Consider the following 14,360-nt stretch of genomic DNA (forward strand, 5'->3'; position numbering starts at 1 on the left):
GCACCGGCCTGGCCGGGAATCCGCGCCCCTCGCGGGGCGCGTCCCTCAGGCGTCCCGCGTCAGCACGCTCTCCAAGGTGGCCAGCGCCGAGGCCAGTTCCTCGCCGGTGATCGTCAGCGGCGGCGCCAGCCGGATGGTCGAGCCGTGGGTGTCCTTGACCAGGACGCCCTCCCGCATGAGGCGCTCGCTCACCTCGCGGCCGGTGCCCAGTACCGGGTCGACGTCGACGCCCGCCCACAGCCCGCGCGCCCGGAATCCGACGACGCCCTTGCCGACCAGCCCGGTCAGCCCGTCCCGCAGGACGGCGCCCAGTTCGGTCGCCCGGCGCTGGAACTCGCCCGTCTCCAGCAGTTCCACCACCGCCGTGCCGACCGCCGCGGCCAGCGGATTGCCGCCGAACGTCGACCCGTGCTCGCCCGGCCGCAGCACCGACAGCACCTCCCGCCGGGCCACCACCGCCGACACCGGCACGATCCCGCCGCCCAGCGCCTTGCCGAGCAGCAGCACGTCGGGGACGACCCCCTCGTGCTCCACGGCGAGTGTCCGTCCGGTACGGCCGAGCCCGGACTGGATCTCGTCCGCGATGAACAGGCAGTTCCTGCGGCGGGTCAGCTCCCGCACCCCGGCCAGATAGCCGTCGTCGGGGATGACGACGCCCGCCTCGCCCTGGATCGGCTCGATCAGCACCGCCGCCGTCGTCTCGTCGACGGCCGCCTCCAGCGCGGCCAGGTCGTTGTACGGCACGATCCGGAAGCCCGGCGTGAACGGCCCGAAGCCCGCCCGCGCCGTCTCGTCCGTCGAGAAGCTCACGATCGTCGTCGTACGGCCGTGGAAGTTCTCGGCGGCCACCACGATCGTCGCCCGGTCGGCGGGTACGCCCTTCACCTCGTACGCCCACTTGCGGGCCACCTTGATGCCGCTCTCGACCGCCTCCGCGCCCGTGTTCATCGGCAGGACCATGTCCAGGCCGGTCAGCTCCGCGAGCCGCTCGGCGAACTCGGCGAGGCGGTCGTTGTGGAAGGCACGGGAGGTGAGGGTGAGACGGTCCAGCTGGCGGTGGGCCGCCTCGATCAGCAGCGGATGCCGGTGGCCGAAGTTGAGGGCCGAGTAGCCGGCCAGCATGTCGAGGTAGCGGCGGCCCTCGACATCCTGCACCCAGGCGCCCTCGGCGCTCGCGACGACCACGGGCAGCGGATGGTAGTTGTGCGCGAGGACGGGCTCCTCGGCGCTGATCAGATCGGCGGAGGTGCGCGTCGGGACGACGGGTGCGGTCATGAACGGATCTCCTGCGTGCAGCACTTGATGCCACCGCCGGCCTTCTGGAACTCCGAGAGGTCGACGGGGACGGGGACATAGCCGCGCTCGGTGAGACGGGAGGCGAGGGCCTCGGCCCGGGGCGCGATGAAGACATGGCGCCCGTCGGAGACCGAGTTGAGGCCGAACACCATGGCGTCGTCCCGGGTGGCGAGCACCGCGTCCGGATACAGCCGGGCGAGCACCTCACGGCTGCCGGAGGAGAACGCCTCCGGGTAGTACGAGATGTTGTCGTCGTCCAGGACGAACAGCGCCGTGTCCAGGTGGTAGAAGTGCGGGTCCACCAGGGTCAGGCTGATCACCGGGTGACCGAAGAACTCCTGCACCTCCCGGTGTGCCTCACGGGTGGTCCGGAAGCCGGTGCCGGCCAGCACGTACCGGCCCGTCCAGACCAGGTCGCCCTCGCCCTCGCAGACGGACTCCGGCCGGTGGACGTCGTAGCCCGCGGCCTGGAACCAGGTGTCGTAGTGGGCGGACTCGGGCCGCCGCTCGGGTGCGTGGAACAGGGAGCCGAAGACCCGGCCCGCCACCACGACCGCCGAGTTCGCGGCGAAGACCATGTCCGGGAGGCCGGGGGCCGGCTCCACGGTGTCCACGGTGTGGCCGTGGGCCCGGTAGGCGCGGATCAGCGCCTGCCACTGCTCCTGGGCGAGGTCGACGTCGACGGGGCTGTCGGGACGCATCCAGGGGTTGATCGCGTACTGCACGGCGAAATGTCTGGGCTCACAGACGAGAAAACGCCGGGGGCGCCGCACACGGGTCTCGGTCACAGAGAGGTACCTCCACCTTTCCATTTTCCTGCGGTGTCGACGGGGGATCGACACCAAGGTAGGAACTGACCGGGAGGCCCGACAAGGAACAAGCATTGCGCGTTGACGCAGGAATGCTGCGTGATTCGCCTGGTCGACGCAGGTTCACTGCGCCATCCCAGGTTTATTCGGGAGCGGGCTGGCTCGCGCCCGCCTCCGGACTGTCCGGTAGCAGATGGGACAGCACCATCACGCTGATCGTCTTCCGGATGAAGGGTTCGGCCCGGATGCGCTCCAGCACGTTCTCGAAGTGCTCCACGTCCCGCGCCCGCACATGCAGCAGCGCGTCCGCCCCACCCGTCACCGTCATCGCCGCGGTGATCTCCGGATGGTTGCGCGCCACCTCCGCGAGCCGTCTGGGCGGCGCGGCGCCCTCGCAGTACACCTCCACGTACGCCTCCGTGCGCCAGCCCAGCGCCGACGGCTGCACGGTGGCCGTGAACCCGGTGATCACCCCGGTGTCCCGCAGCCGGTCCACCCGGCGCTTCACCGCGGTCGACGACAGCCCGACAGCCGTCCCGATCTCGGCGAAGCTCGTCCTGGCGTTCGCCATCAGAGCGGTGACGATCTTCCGGTCGAGCTCGTCGAAAGGGGCGGGCGCGCTGTTCATGTGGGCACTGTATCCAGCGCGTACGTCCACACCCCGGTACATGTCCAGGCGTGCGGATCGCCCCTACACTCCACCTTCATGCTGCGCGCCCTCGCCGTCGACGACGAACGCCCCTCGCTGGAGGAGCTGCTGTACCTGCTCACCGCGGACCCCCGGATCGCCGCCGTGGAGGGCGCCGGCGACGCGACCGAGGCGCTGCGCCGCATCAACCGCGCCCTGGAGTCCGGTCCCGACGGCCCCGAGGCCATCGACGTGGTCTTCCTGGACATCCAGATGCCCGGCCTCGACGGCCTCGACCTCGCCCGCCTCCTCACCGGCTTCGCGCGGCCGCCCCTGGTCGTGTTCGTCACCGCCCACGAGGACTTCGCCGTCCAGGCCTTCGACCTCAAGGCCGTCGACTACGTCCTCAAGCCCGTCCGCAAGGAACGCCTCGCCGAGGCGGTCCGTCGCGCCGTCGAACTCAGAGCCGCCGGGCGCCGCGGAGCCGCTCCGCGCATCCCCGTGCACGAGCCCGACCCGGACCACATATCCGTCGAGCTCGGTGGCGTGACCCGCTTCGTCGCCGTCGACGACATCACCCACGTCGAGGCCCAGGGCGACTACGCCCGGCTGCACACCGAGCGCGGCAGCCACCTGGTGCGGATCCCGCTGTCCACCCTGGAGGAGCGCTGGCGCGCCCGCGGCTTCGTCCGCATCCACCGCCGCCATCTCGTCGCCCTGCGCCACATAGGCGAACTCCGCCTGGACACCGGCACGGTGAGCGTCCTGGTCGGCGGCGAGGAACTCCAGGTCAGCCGCCGACACGCCCGCGAGCTGCGGGACCTGCTGATGAGGAGGCCCTGACCGTGCCTCACCAGGACCCCGCCGAACGGCGTGTCGTCGTCACCGGCCCCGCCCGGCGTACCCGGCGTGCCTCCGGCTACTACCGGCCGCGCTCCGAGATCGACGAACAGACCACCCTCGGCCACACCTACGTCCGTTCCCTGATGCGCTCCCAACTGCGTGCCGCCCTCGCGGTGTTCGCCGTCCTCGTGCTGCTCGTGGGGCCGCTGCCGCTGCTTTTCGCGGCGATGCCCGACGCCCACCGCCTCGAATGGGCGGTCCTCGGCTTCTGCCTCTACGCCCCGCTCGTCCTGCTCGCCCGCTGGTACGTGCGCCGCGCCGAACGCAACGAACGCGACCTCATACGCCTGGTCGAGGACCGATGAACTCGGCGTTCGCCGTCCCCGCCGTCGCGCTCGTCGTCGTCGCGACCGTCCTCGTCGGCGCCTTCGGCCTGCGCATCTCCCGCACCACCTCCGACTTCTACGTCGCCTCCCGCACCGTCGGCCCGCGCCTCAACGCGGCCGCCATCAGCGGCGAGTACCTCTCCGCCGCCTCCTTCCTCGGCATCGCGGGCCTGGTCCTGGTCCAGGGCCCTGACATGCTCTGGTACCCGGTCGGCTACACCGCCGGCTACCTCGTGCTGCTGCTCTTCGTCGCCGCCCCGCTGCGCCGCTCCGGCGCCTACACGCTCCCGGACTTCGCCGAGGCCCGCCTCGCCTCCCAGTCGTCCCGGCGGCTCGCGGGCGCCTTCGTCGTCGGCGTCGGCTGGCTCTACCTGCTGCCCCAACTCCAGGGAGCGGGACTGACGTTGACCGTCCTGACCGGCGCCCCCGACTCGCTCGGCGGGCTGATCGTCGCGGTCGTCGTCACCGCGACCGTCGCCGCGGGCGGCATGCGCAGCATCACCTTCGTGCAGGCCTTCCAGTACTGGCTCAAGCTCACCGCCCTCCTCGTCCCCGCCCTCTTCCTGGTCCTCGCCTGGCAGGGCGACGGCGCGCCCCGCGACGCCTTCGAAGAACCGGCCACCTTCCGCGACCAGCGGGTCGTGCGCATCGACGACACCCTCGACCTCAGACTGGACCGCCCCCTGACCGTGACGGTGGACGGCCGCGTCGACGGCCGCCCGCACCGGGACGCCGTGCTCCGGCTCCCCGTCGGCACCCACCGCATCGAACGGGGCACCCGCCTCACCTTCGCCGAGGGCACCGCCGTCCCCGTCGCCGAGCGCGGCAGCAACGGCGGCATGTCCACCTCCCTCGCCGCCGGCCGCGAGGAACGCCCCCTGTACGCCACCTACGGCCTGATCCTCGCGACGTTCCTCGGCACCATGGGCCTGCCGCACGTCGTCGTCCGCTTCTACACCAGCCCGCACGGAGTCGCCGCCCGCCGCACCACGGTCGCCGTCCTCGCCCTGATCGGCGCCTTCTACCTGCTGCCACCCGTCTACGGCGCCCTGGGCCGCCTCTACGCCCCCGAGCTGGCCCTCAGCGGCGACGCCGACGCGGCCGTCCTGCTGCTGCCCGACCGGGTGATCGGCGGCCTCGGCGGCGACCTGCTGGGCGCGCTGGTCGCCGGGGGAGCCTTCGCCGCGTTCCTGTCCACGGCCTCCGGGCTGACGATGGCCGTCGCGGGCGTGCTCACCCAGGACGTCCTGCCGACCCGCGGCGTACGGCACTTCCGGCTGGGCACCGGGCTCGCCATGGCCGTGCCCCTCGCCGCGAGCCTGCTGGTGGGCGGGCTGCCGGTGGCCGACGCCGTCGGGCTGGCCTTCGCGGTGTCGGCGTCCTCCTTCTGCCCGCTCCTCGTCCTCGGCATCTGGTGGCGCCGGCTGACCCCGCCCGGCGCGGCCGCAGGGATGCTGGTGGGCGGTGGTTCGGCGTTCGTCGCCGTCGCCGCGACCATGGCGGGCTTCCCCGGCACGGGCGGTCTGCACGCGCTGCTCGCCTGGCCCGCGCTGTGGTCCGTACCGCTCGGCTTCCTCACCATGATCCTGGTGTCCCTGGCCACCCCGGGGCGGGTCCCGGCCGGCACGGCGGCGATCCTGGCACGGTTCCACCTGCCCGAGGAACTGCGCACGGAAGAGCTGCGGGCGGCGGAGGCGAAGGCATGACGGCGCACGCGACATCCGCGGAGGCGACGGCATGAGCGGCTTCCTGGCGGGCGTCTGTATCGCGATCCTCCCCTTCCTCGCCGTGGGCTTCTGGCTGGGCCGCCGCACCGCCCGCCCCGAGAACCTCGGCGGCCTGGGCACCCCCGTCGAGCACGCCACCTTCGAGACCCTGCACACCGCCTCGCTCGCCGCGCCCCCGCTCAGGGCCGGCCTCACGGAGGAGACGGCCCGCAGATCGGCCCGCAGACTGCGCACCCTGCTCGGCACGGACGCGCTGTGCCTGACCGACGAGAGCGAGGTGCTGGTCTGGGACGGCGTGGGAGCACATCACCGCACCGAGATCATGGAACGGCTGGCCGGCCCCCTGGAGAGCGGCCGGGGCGAGGCCTTCCGGCTCACCTGCGAGCACGCCGACTGCCCCGTCCGCTGGGCCGTTCTCGCCCCGCTCACCGTCGACGACCGGGTGCTCGGCGTCCTCGTGGCCTGCGCGCCCCGCGAGTCCGCCGTGCTGGTCCGGGCGGCCGGTGAGGTGGCCCGCTGGGTGAGCGTCCAGCTGGAGCTGGCGGACCTCGACCAGTCCCGTACGAAACTGATCGAGGCGGAGATCAAGGCCCTGCGCGCCCAGATCTCCCCGCACTTCGTCTTCAACTCGCTCGCGGTGATCGCGTCGTTCGTGCGCACCGACCCCGAACGCGCCCGCGAGCTGCTCCTGGAGTTCGCCGACTTCACCCGCTACTCGTTCCGCAGGCACGGCGACTTCACCACCCTCGCCGACGAACTGCACGCCATCGACCACTACCTGGCGCTGGTCAGGGCCCGCTTCGGCGACCGTCTGGCCGTCACCCTCCAGATAGCCCCCGAGGTCCTCCCGGTGGCCCTGCCCTTCCTCTGCCTCCAGCCGCTCGTCGAGAACGCCGTCAAGCACGGCCTGGAGGGCAAGGCCGACCAGTGCCATATCCAGATCACCGCGCGGGACGCCGGCGCCGAGGCCCTGGTCGTCATCGAGGACGACGGCGCCGGCATGGACCCGGTCGCGCTGCGCCGCATCCTGGCGGGCGAGGTGAGCCCGTCGGGGGGCATCGGCCTGTCCAACGTGGACGACCGGCTCCGCCAGGTGTACGGCGACGACTACGGCCTGGTCATCGAGACGGCCCTCGGGGCGGGGATGAAGATCACCGCCCGGCTGCCGAAGTACCAGCCGGGCGTGCACTCGGCGGCCCGCCTCACCGGCGGCCAGGGCCGGTCTGCGTCATGATCATGGCGAGCGTGATCAGTCCCAGCACGACCCAGCCGAACCACAGCCAGCCGTTGCTGCCGAGCGCCACCGTGTAGGCGGTCACCGCGACGAGCCCGCCGACGGTGAACACCCCCATGGTCTTCGTGGAACTGTCCGTGGTACCTGCCATCGCGACACCTTCCTCGGGGCCGCCCTCCGCAGGGCGATTCCCTCCATGGTGCCCCGGGTTCAGCGCCCGTGTGCGTCGAGCGACGCAAGATAGGCGTTGTACGCCTCCAGCTCCTGGTCGCCGTCGCGGTCCGCGGCCCGGTCCTTGCGCTTGGCCTGCCGCTGCTCGGAGCCGTACCACTGGAACAGCAGCGCGATCAGCACCAGCACGGACGGGATCTCGCTGAACGCCCAGGCGATGCCGCCGGCCGCGTTCTGGTCGGAGAGCGCGTCGATGCCGAGCGAGGCGGGCGGGTTCTCGAACGTCTCGACCATCGGCTGCGACGCCATCATCAGCGCGATGCCGAAGAACGCGTGGAACGGCATGCCCGCGAACAGCTCCAGCATCCGCATCAGATAGCCGGGCCGGCTCGGACCGGGGTCCACACCGATGATCGGCCAGAAGAACACCACGCCGACGGCGAGGAAGTGCACCATCATCCCGAGGTGCCCCACCCTGGAGCCCATCAGGAAGTCGAAGATCGCCGTGAAGTACAGCGCGTACAGGCTCGCGATGAACAGCGGGATGGTGAACGCGGGATGGGTGACGATCCGCATGTAGCGGCTGTGCAGCAGCATCAGCAGCAGCTCACGCGGCCCCTTGCGACCCCGGCCGGCGGCCGGCAGCGCGCGTAGCGCCAGCGTCATCGGCGCGCCCAGCAGGATCAGGATCGGCGACAGCATGCTGATCACCATGTGCTGCACCATGTGCACGCTGAACATGACCATGCCGTAGTCGTTCAGCCTGGTGCACATGACGAGCCCGATGGTCAGCACACCGACGACGAACGACACGGTCCGCCCCACCGGCCACGCGTCCCCGCGCCGGCGCAGCCGCAGGACACCCCACCCGTACAGCCCCAGTCCCAGCAGGCAGCCGACGAGGAAGAACGGGTCCGCCGACCACTGAAGGCCCCGCCCCAGCGTGAACGGCGGCAGATCCATGGTCATGCCGTGCCCGCTGTGTCCCATGCCGCCGGCTCCTGATTCGTGGGGGGTTGTACGTTTCCTGCCGCCCACAAGAGTAGAGAAGCCCCCGGCGACCTCGGTCAGCGGGGGCGGACGGTCCTGCCCGGGGGCGCGGGGCCCGTCACACGGACCCGCACCCGCCGGACGGCTAGAGCACGGTCTCCGCCTCCGCGTACCGGTCCTCGGGAACGGTCTTGAGGGTCGCGACCGCCTCCGCAAGCGACACCATCACGATGTCCGTCCCGCGCAGGGCCGTCATCTTCCCGAACTCGCCCCGGTGCACCGCCTCCACCGCGTGCCAGCCGAAGCGCGTGGCGAGCACCCGGTCGTACGCGGTCGGCGTGCCGCCCCGCTGCACATGCCCCAGGATGACCGGCCGCGCCTCCTTGCCGAGCCGGGTCTCCAGCTCGACGGAGAGCTGCCGGGCGATCCCGGCGAACCGCTCGTGCCCGTAGATGTCCTTCGCGCCCTCGTCGAAGGCCATGCTGCCGGCCTTCGGCTTCGCGCCCTCCGCCGCGACGACGATCGCGAACCGCTTGCCCGCCTCGAACCGCTCGCCGACCCGGCGGGCCAGCTCCTCGATGTCGAAGGGCCGTTCCGGTACGACGATGGCGTGGGCGCCGGCCGCCATCCCGGAATGGAGCGCTATCCAGCCGGTGTGGCGTCCCATGACCTCGACGACGAGCACCCGCTGGTGGGACTCGGCGGTGGTCTTCAGCCGGTCCAGCGCCTCGGTCGCGACACCGACCGCCGTGTCGAAACCGAAGGTGACGTCGGTGACGGCGATGTCGTTGTCGATGGTCTTCGGCACGCCCACGATGGGCAGCCCGCCGTCGTACATCAGCCGCGCCGCCTTGAGCGTGCCCTCACCCCCGATCGGGATGATCGCGTCGAGGCCGAGTTCCGCGACATGGCCCCGGGCCCGCTCCACGCCGTCGCGCAGATGCGAGGGCTGGACCCGGGAGGAGCCGAGGATCGTGCCGCCGCGTGCGAGGATGCCGCCCACCGCGTCGAGGTCGAGCTTGAGGTAGTCGCACTCCAGGAGGCCCTTCCAGCCGTCCCGGAAGCCGATGACCTCGTCGCCGTGGTCGGCGACGGCACGGTGCACGACGGACCGGATGACGGCGTTCAGGCCGGGGCAGTCGCCGCCGGACGTGAGGACACCAATGCGCATAGCCCGAAACAACCTTCTCCACGGGGGCCGGTCCGGACCACACTGTCCGGCTCGAATCCCCGCCACCCTAGCGGCAGGAGGGGGCGGGGCCGAAGCACGCGTCCGCCTGCTGGACGTGCCTGCTCACCTGTGCGGATGCCACGTCAGACGGGCTGCTGACGACACCCTGACCATCAGGTGAACACACGGTCACACAGGCCGCCGCGCGGCAGTGCCCACGCAGGCTGCCGCGCGGCCGTTCCTACGCGGGCTGCTGCGCGGCGGAGATGCGCTCGTTGCGGAGCGCCTCGTACCAGTGGTCGTCGATCGGCGGCAGCGCGTTCACGTCGAGCGCCAGCTTCAGCAGCAGGTCCGCGATCAGCGGGTTGCGGGCGAGCACCGGGCCGTGCATGTAGGTGCCGAACACGGTGTCGTTGTACGCGCCCTCGGTGCCGTCGCCGGTGCCGTTGCCCTTGCCGAGCGAGACGCGGGCGAGCGGGCGGGCGGTCGGGCCGAGGTGGGTGACGCCCTGGTGGTTCTCGAAGCCGGTCAGCGGGGGCAGCCCGAGCCGCGGGTCGATGTCCCCGAGGACGTCGCCGACGCACCGCTCACCCTCACCGCGCGTCGTCGTCACGTCCAGCAGACCGAGACCGGGCTCACGCTGGCCGAGGTCGTTGACGAACTCGTGGCCCAGGATCTGGTAGCCGGCGCAGACCGCGAAGACGATCGCGCCGTTCTGCACCGCCTGGTACAGGTGCCCGTCCCGGCGCAGCCGCTCCGCCGCGAGCCGCTGCGGCCGGTCCTCGCCGCCCCCGATGAGGTAGATGTCGCCGGAGGTCGGGATCGGCTGGTCGCTGCGCACGTCGAGGCGCGCCACGTCGAGGCCGCGCTGCCGGGCCCGGCGCTCGACGACGAGGGCGTTGCCCTGGTCGCCGTAGGTGCTCAGCAGGTCGGGGTAGATCCACACCAGCCGCAGTTGGTTGTCGCTCATGGAATCGTCCTTAGTGGTCAGTTGCCGACGCGGCGGCGCAGGTCCTGGAACGCGGTGTAGTTCGCGATGACCTCGATCCGGCCCGGCGGCGCCTGCTGCACGGCCTGGTCGAGGTTCTCGCACACCTGGAAGTGCTGGTTGGCGACCTCCAGACGCACCGCGAGGTCCAGCTTCCGGTCACCGACGACGAAGATCGGGTGGCCGGTCAGGCGCGTGTAGTCGACGTCCCACAGCCAGGAGGTGTCGGTGCCGTCGGCACCGCGCGCGTTCACCGAGAGGATCACCGGGGTGGGCGGCGGATCGATCAGGCTGAACGTCTCGAGCCAGCCGGCCGGGTTCTTCGCGAGCAGCAGCCGCAGGTCACGTCCCTGGAACTGGACGACGTCATAGCGCCCGGCGACGGCCTGCACCGCGTACATCCGCTCCAGCGCCACCTGCGGCGGCACCCCGAAGACCGCGGCGACGGCGGCCGAGGAGGCGGCGTTGGCCTTGTTGGCGCGGCCCGGCAGCTGGAGGTGGATCGGCCAGGCGGACCCGTGCGGGTCGAGCACGTGGTCCCCGGACAGCGCCCAGCTCGGCGTCGGACGCCGGAACCCGCACTCGCCGCAGAACCAGTCGTCCCCGGGTCGCTGCATGACACCGCCGCAGGACGGGCACGACCAGGCGTCGTCCTTCCACATCTGCCCGGCGGCGACCCAGATCACGTTGGGGGAGGAGGAGGCGGCCCACACCACCAGCGGGTCGTCGGCGTTCGCGATGACGACGGCCTTCGAACCGGCAAGCCCCTCACGCCAGTTCTCCGCGAGCATGCGGGTCTCGGCGGCGCGGTCCAGCTGGTCGCGGGAGAGGTTGAGCAGCGCGATGCACTTGGGGGCGGTGTCCCGGGCGACGCCCGCGAGGTACTTCTCGTCGACCTCGATCACGCCGTAGCGGGCCTCGGAGCCGCCCGCGAGGGCCGAGGTGATGCCGGCCGGCATGTTGGCGCCGAGCGCGTTGGACACGACCGGCCCGGCGGCGCGCAGCGCCTCGGCGATCAGCCGCGTGGTGGTGGTCTTGCCGTTGGTCGCCGAGACGAGGATGACGTCCAGGTTCTGGGCGAGCCGGGCGAGAAGGTCGGGGTCGAGTTTGAGTGCCACCCGGCCGCCGATCACCGAACCGCTGCCGCGCCCCGCGGCGCGCGACGCCGCCGCGACCGCTTTGCCGGCGGTCACGGCGATCTTGGCCCGCGGCGTGAGCGGGTCCGAGTTGCCTGCCATCAGTGCTCGATCCTCCTTGCGTACGCGCCGCGCCTCTGCCGTACGGCAACGTGGTGGGTGGTCAGCCTATCGAGATCCATTCGCACTCCCGAATCCCGGCACCACCTCACGCCCGTGTGCGGCATGCGCGTGTCAGAAAGGACCGTACCCTTGCCGCCATGCGACACGGCTCCATCCCGGGCGCCCACGGGCGCGTCCGGCCCCTCTCCCTGCTCGGTGACCCCGTCCTGCACACCCGCTGCGAGGACGTCACCGACTTCGGCCCCGAACTCGCCCGCCTGGTCGAGGACATGTTCGCCACGATGTACGCGGCCCAGGGCGTGGGCCTCGCGGCGAACCAGGTGGGCGTGCCGCTGAGGGTCTTCGTCTACGACTGTCCCGACGACGAGGACGTCCGTCACCTGGGCCATGTGGTGAACCCCCGGCTGGTGGAGGCGGACGGCATCGTCCTGCGCGGCCCGGAGGGCTGTCTTTCGCTGCCGGGTCTGGAGGCGGGCACGGAGCGCCACGACCACGCCGTGGTCGAGGGGTTCACGACGGCGGGCGAGCCGATCACCGTGCACGGCACGGGATTCTTTGCCAGATGCCTGCAGCACGAGGCGGACCATCTGGAGGGCACGGTGTACGCGGACCGCGTGACGGGGTGGCGCAGGAGCAGACTGGCGCGCCAGGCCGCACGAGCCTCCTGGAGCCGGGGTACCGGTCCCGCCTAGCGGCGCGGGCGTGCGGCCGGGCGGGGTGGGCGCGAGCGCCCACCCCGCGTCCCGCGCCCGGCGGGCGACCCTCAGAACCCGGGCCCGCCGAGCTTGTCGCCGGCCGCCGCGAGGCGGCCCCACAACAGATCGGCCAGACTGCGCACCAGTTCCGCACGGGTGCAGGGCCGCTCACCCAGCCACCAGTCCCCGGCCGCGTGCATCATGCCGACGATCCCGTGCCCCCATACCCGGGCCAGTTGCTGGCTTCCGGGTCCGAGGTCCACCCGGTCCTCGATGACCTGGGCCAGCTCCTCACCCATCCGCCGGAGCAGTGGCGCCGAGTGCTTGCCCACGTCGAAGCCCTGCTCGCCCGGCGACCCGTCCGACGGATGCATCAGGAACCGGTAGACCTGGGGCCGTGCCTCGATGGCGGCGAGGTAGGTGTCCAGCGTGGCCTCCACCCGTTCGCGCCGCTCCGCGGGAGCGTCCAGCGCGGCCCGCAGCGAGTCGAGCAGCGCGTCCGTGTGCCGTTTGGCGAGCGCGGCGTAAAGTCCACCCTTGTCACCGAAGTGCCGGTAGAGGATCGGTTTGGTGATGCCCGCCTCCGCCGCGATCGCGTTCATCGAGGCCTGCGGGCCGTCGCGCAGCACCACCCGGTCGGCGGCCTCCAGCAACTCGCGCCTTCGGCGGTCGGCGGACCGCTGCTGCTCGGTCCGCTGCGTGGTGTCCATGAGCTCTCCCCACCCGTGCTGATTCGGTGACGCCTGCGCAAACTAACACCTCGCAGCAGCCTGACATCGAACGGGCCGGGGGGCTCCCGGGCCGTCAGCAGGAGTTGACTTTTCCTACCCACCGGTAACAGACTCACGTTACCGCTAGTAACACGCACGTTCCGCCGCTGGAGGGGACATGGCCGAATTCACCATGGAGCTCAACGACGAACAGAAGGAGGTCCGGGACTGGCTGCACGGCTTCGCGGCCGACGTCATCCGCCCCGCGGCCGCCGAATGGGACGAGCGTGAGGAGACTCCCTGGCCGGTCATCCAGGAGGCCGCGAAGGTCGGCATCTACTCCCTCGACTTCTACGCCCAGCAGTATTTCGACCCCACCGGCCTCGGCATCCCGATGGCCATGGAGGAGCTGTTCTGGGGCGACGCGGGCATCGCCCTGTCGATCGTGGGCACGGGTCTCGCGGCCGTGGGCGTTCTCGCCAACGGGACCGAGGAGCAGATCGGTACCTGGATCCCCCAGATGTACGGCGACGCGAGCGACGTCAAGGTGGCCGCCTTCTGCTCCTCCGAGCCCGACGCCGGCTCCGACGTCGCCTCACTGCGCACGCGTGCCGTGTACGACGAGGCCAAGGACGAGTGGGTGCTCAACGGCACCAAGACCTGGGCGACCAACGGCGGCATCGCCAACGTCCATGTCGTCGTCGCGGCCGTGGACACCGAACTCGGCTCCAAGGGGCACGCCTCCTTCATCGTCCCGCCGGGCACCCCGGGCCTCGCCCAGGGCCAGAAGTTCAAGAAGCACGGCATCCGCGCCTCGCACACCGCCGAGGTGATCCTCGACAACGTGCGGGTCCCCGGCTCCTGCCTCCTCGGCGGCAAGGAGAAGCTGGACGAGCGTCTGGCGCGGGCCCGTGAGCGGGCGAGGACGGGCGGCGAGCGCGTGAAGAACGCGGCGATGGCGACCTTCGAGGCGTCGCGGCCGGCGGTCGGCGCCATGGCCGTCGGCACGGCCCGCGCCGCGTACGAGGTGGCCCTCGACTACGCCAAGACGCGTGAGCAGTTCGGCCGCCCGATCATCGACAACCAGGGCGTCGCCTTCCAGCTCGCGGACATGCGCACGCAGATCGACGCCGCGCGGCTGCTGGTCTGGCGCGCGTCCTGGATGGCGGTCAACGGCAAGCCGTTCACCGCCGCCGAGGGCTCGATGTCGAAGCTGTACGCCAGCGAGACCGCCAAGCAGGTCACCGCGCAGGCGATCCAGATTCTCGGCGGCAACGGCTACACCAGGGAGTACCCGGTGGAGCGCATGCACCGCGACGCGGCCATCTACACGATCTTCGAGGGCACGAGCGAGATCCAGCGCCTGGTGATCGCCCGCACGCTGTCGGGGATGCCGATCCGCTAGATCCCCGGACGACGGCGTGATCCGGCCCCCGGGTTTGTGGTGGTTTTG

15 protein-coding genes are annotated in these 14,360 nt (G+C 71.6%); 6 read left to right on the top strand and 9 right to left on the bottom strand.

Annotation, left to right across the window (positions count from 1 at the left end):
* Positions 1-45: 45 nt before the first annotated feature.
* From rocD to ACFWBD_RS15955, 3 genes are all read right to left on the bottom strand, one after another.
* A complete protein-coding gene (rocD, locus tag ACFWBD_RS15945) occupies positions 46-1,275 on the bottom strand; it encodes an ornithine--oxo-acid transaminase (RefSeq protein ID WP_385667172.1) in 1,230 nt (409 codons plus the stop codon).
* Positions 1,272-2,084, bottom strand: a complete 813-nt coding sequence (gene ddaH / locus ACFWBD_RS15950; protein ID WP_385667173.1) for a dimethylargininase — start codon at positions 2,082-2,084, stop codon at positions 1,272-1,274. The genes rocD and ddaH overlap by 4 nt, the downstream gene beginning before the upstream one ends.
* A gap of 163 nt (positions 2,085-2,247) precedes the next feature.
* On the bottom strand, positions 2,248-2,733 hold the full coding sequence (locus ACFWBD_RS15955) for an Lrp/AsnC family transcriptional regulator (protein ID WP_351754763.1): 486 nt from the start codon (positions 2,731-2,733) through the stop codon (positions 2,248-2,250).
* A 78-nt stretch (positions 2,734-2,811) separates the two neighbouring features.
* Between ACFWBD_RS15955 and ACFWBD_RS15960 the strand changes: the two genes are divergently transcribed.
* From ACFWBD_RS15960 to ACFWBD_RS15975, 4 genes are read left to right on the top strand one after another with little or no spacing between them, the layout of a single operon-like run.
* Entirely contained in the window at positions 2,812-3,576 is a 765-nt protein-coding gene (locus ACFWBD_RS15960; protein WP_385667174.1) for a LytR/AlgR family response regulator transcription factor, read from the top strand.
* Entirely contained in the window at positions 3,573-3,941 is a 369-nt protein-coding gene (locus tag ACFWBD_RS15965; RefSeq protein WP_385667191.1) for a hypothetical protein, read from the top strand. The genes ACFWBD_RS15960 and ACFWBD_RS15965 overlap by 4 nt, the downstream gene beginning before the upstream one ends.
* Positions 3,938-5,668 carry a cation acetate symporter gene (locus ACFWBD_RS15970; RefSeq protein ID WP_385667175.1) on the top strand — a complete coding sequence of 577 codons (1,731 nt, stop codon included), beginning with the start codon at positions 3,938-3,940 and terminating at the stop codon, positions 5,666-5,668. The genes ACFWBD_RS15965 and ACFWBD_RS15970 overlap by 4 nt, the downstream gene beginning before the upstream one ends.
* Positions 5,669-5,699: 31 nt before the next feature.
* Entirely contained in the window at positions 5,700-6,923 is a 1,224-nt protein-coding gene (locus ACFWBD_RS15975) for a sensor histidine kinase (RefSeq protein ID WP_385667176.1), read from the top strand.
* Here ACFWBD_RS15975 and ACFWBD_RS15980 read toward each other — a convergent pair.
* From ACFWBD_RS15980 to ACFWBD_RS16000, 5 genes are all read right to left on the bottom strand, one after another.
* A complete protein-coding gene (locus ACFWBD_RS15980; RefSeq protein ID WP_355704562.1) occupies positions 6,892-7,074 on the bottom strand; it encodes a hypothetical protein in 183 nt (60 codons plus the stop codon). The two genes, ACFWBD_RS15975 and ACFWBD_RS15980, sit on opposite strands and share 32 nt — an antisense overlap.
* 59 nt (positions 7,075-7,133) lie before the next feature.
* Complete coding sequence (locus tag ACFWBD_RS15985; protein ID WP_385667177.1) at positions 7,134-8,084, bottom strand: cytochrome c oxidase assembly protein; 951 nt, start codon at positions 8,082-8,084, stop codon at positions 7,134-7,136.
* Positions 8,085-8,229: 145 nt separating this feature from the next.
* Complete coding sequence (locus tag ACFWBD_RS15990) at positions 8,230-9,255, bottom strand: 6-phosphofructokinase (protein ID WP_385667178.1); 1,026 nt, start codon at positions 9,253-9,255, stop codon at positions 8,230-8,232.
* 241 nt (positions 9,256-9,496) lie between these two features.
* A complete protein-coding gene (locus ACFWBD_RS15995) occupies positions 9,497-10,225 on the bottom strand; it encodes a type 1 glutamine amidotransferase (RefSeq protein WP_062646406.1) in 729 nt (242 codons plus the stop codon).
* Positions 10,226-10,242: 17 nt separating this feature from the next.
* Positions 10,243-11,481 carry a MurT ligase domain-containing protein gene (locus ACFWBD_RS16000; RefSeq protein WP_351754785.1) on the bottom strand — a complete coding sequence of 413 codons (1,239 nt, stop codon included), beginning with the start codon at positions 11,479-11,481 and terminating at the stop codon, positions 10,243-10,245.
* Between the two features lie 158 nt (positions 11,482-11,639).
* On the opposite strand from ACFWBD_RS16000, the gene def reads away from it, so the two are divergent.
* The gene (gene def, locus ACFWBD_RS16005; protein ID WP_385667179.1) at positions 11,640-12,194 is read left to right on the top strand and encodes a peptide deformylase; all 555 of its coding nucleotides are present in this window, start codon (positions 11,640-11,642) and stop codon (positions 12,192-12,194) included.
* A 71-nt stretch (positions 12,195-12,265) separates the two neighbouring features.
* Here the strand turns inward: def and ACFWBD_RS16010 are convergent, their stop codons facing one another.
* Complete coding sequence (locus ACFWBD_RS16010; RefSeq protein ID WP_020131608.1) at positions 12,266-12,907, bottom strand: TetR family transcriptional regulator; 642 nt, start codon at positions 12,905-12,907, stop codon at positions 12,266-12,268.
* Positions 12,908-13,085: 178 nt separating this feature from the next.
* Here ACFWBD_RS16010 and ACFWBD_RS16015 point away from each other — a divergent pair, with 178 nt between their 5' ends.
* Positions 13,086-14,312: an acyl-CoA dehydrogenase family protein gene (locus tag ACFWBD_RS16015; RefSeq protein ID WP_385667180.1), complete on the top strand. Its 1,227-nt coding sequence runs from the start codon at positions 13,086-13,088 to the stop codon at positions 14,310-14,312.
* Positions 14,313-14,360: the final 48 nt, after the last annotated feature.

Origin of the sequence: Streptomyces sp. NPDC060002 (assembly GCF_042737245.1) — a bacterium.
GTDB lineage: Bacteria > Actinomycetota > Actinomycetes > Streptomycetales > Streptomycetaceae > Streptomyces.

Excerpts from the sequence above, each read along its gene's own strand:
- ACFWBD_RS16000 (WP_351754785.1), bottom strand. The coding sequence starts at position 11,481 with ATGGCAGGCAACTCGGACCCGCTCACGCCGCGGGCCAAGATCGCCGTG.
- ACFWBD_RS15995 (WP_062646406.1), bottom strand. The coding sequence starts at position 10,225 with ATGAGCGACAACCAACTGCGGCTGGTGTGGATCTACCCCGACCTGCTG.
- ACFWBD_RS16010 (WP_020131608.1), bottom strand. The coding sequence starts at position 12,907 with ATGGACACCACGCAGCGGACCGAGCAGCAGCGGTCCGCCGACCGCCGA.
- ACFWBD_RS15970 (WP_385667175.1), top strand. The coding sequence starts at position 3,938 with ATGAACTCGGCGTTCGCCGTCCCCGCCGTCGCGCTCGTCGTCGTCGCG.
- ACFWBD_RS15975 (WP_385667176.1), top strand. The coding sequence starts at position 5,700 with ATGAGCGGCTTCCTGGCGGGCGTCTGTATCGCGATCCTCCCCTTCCTC.
- ACFWBD_RS16015 (WP_385667180.1), top strand. The coding sequence starts at position 13,086 with ATGGCCGAATTCACCATGGAGCTCAACGACGAACAGAAGGAGGTCCGG.
- ACFWBD_RS15990 (WP_385667178.1), bottom strand. The coding sequence starts at position 9,255 with ATGCGCATTGGTGTCCTCACGTCCGGCGGCGACTGCCCCGGCCTGAAC.
- ACFWBD_RS15985 (WP_385667177.1), bottom strand. The coding sequence starts at position 8,084 with ATGGGACACAGCGGGCACGGCATGACCATGGATCTGCCGCCGTTCACG.
- def (WP_385667179.1), top strand. The coding sequence starts at position 11,640 with ATGCGACACGGCTCCATCCCGGGCGCCCACGGGCGCGTCCGGCCCCTC.
- ACFWBD_RS15955 (WP_351754763.1), bottom strand. The coding sequence starts at position 2,733 with ATGAACAGCGCGCCCGCCCCTTTCGACGAGCTCGACCGGAAGATCGTC.
- ACFWBD_RS15960 (WP_385667174.1), top strand. The coding sequence starts at position 2,812 with ATGCTGCGCGCCCTCGCCGTCGACGACGAACGCCCCTCGCTGGAGGAG.
- ACFWBD_RS15980 (WP_355704562.1), bottom strand. The coding sequence starts at position 7,074 with ATGGCAGGTACCACGGACAGTTCCACGAAGACCATGGGGGTGTTCACC.
- rocD (WP_385667172.1), bottom strand. The coding sequence starts at position 1,275 with ATGACCGCACCCGTCGTCCCGACGCGCACCTCCGCCGATCTGATCAGC.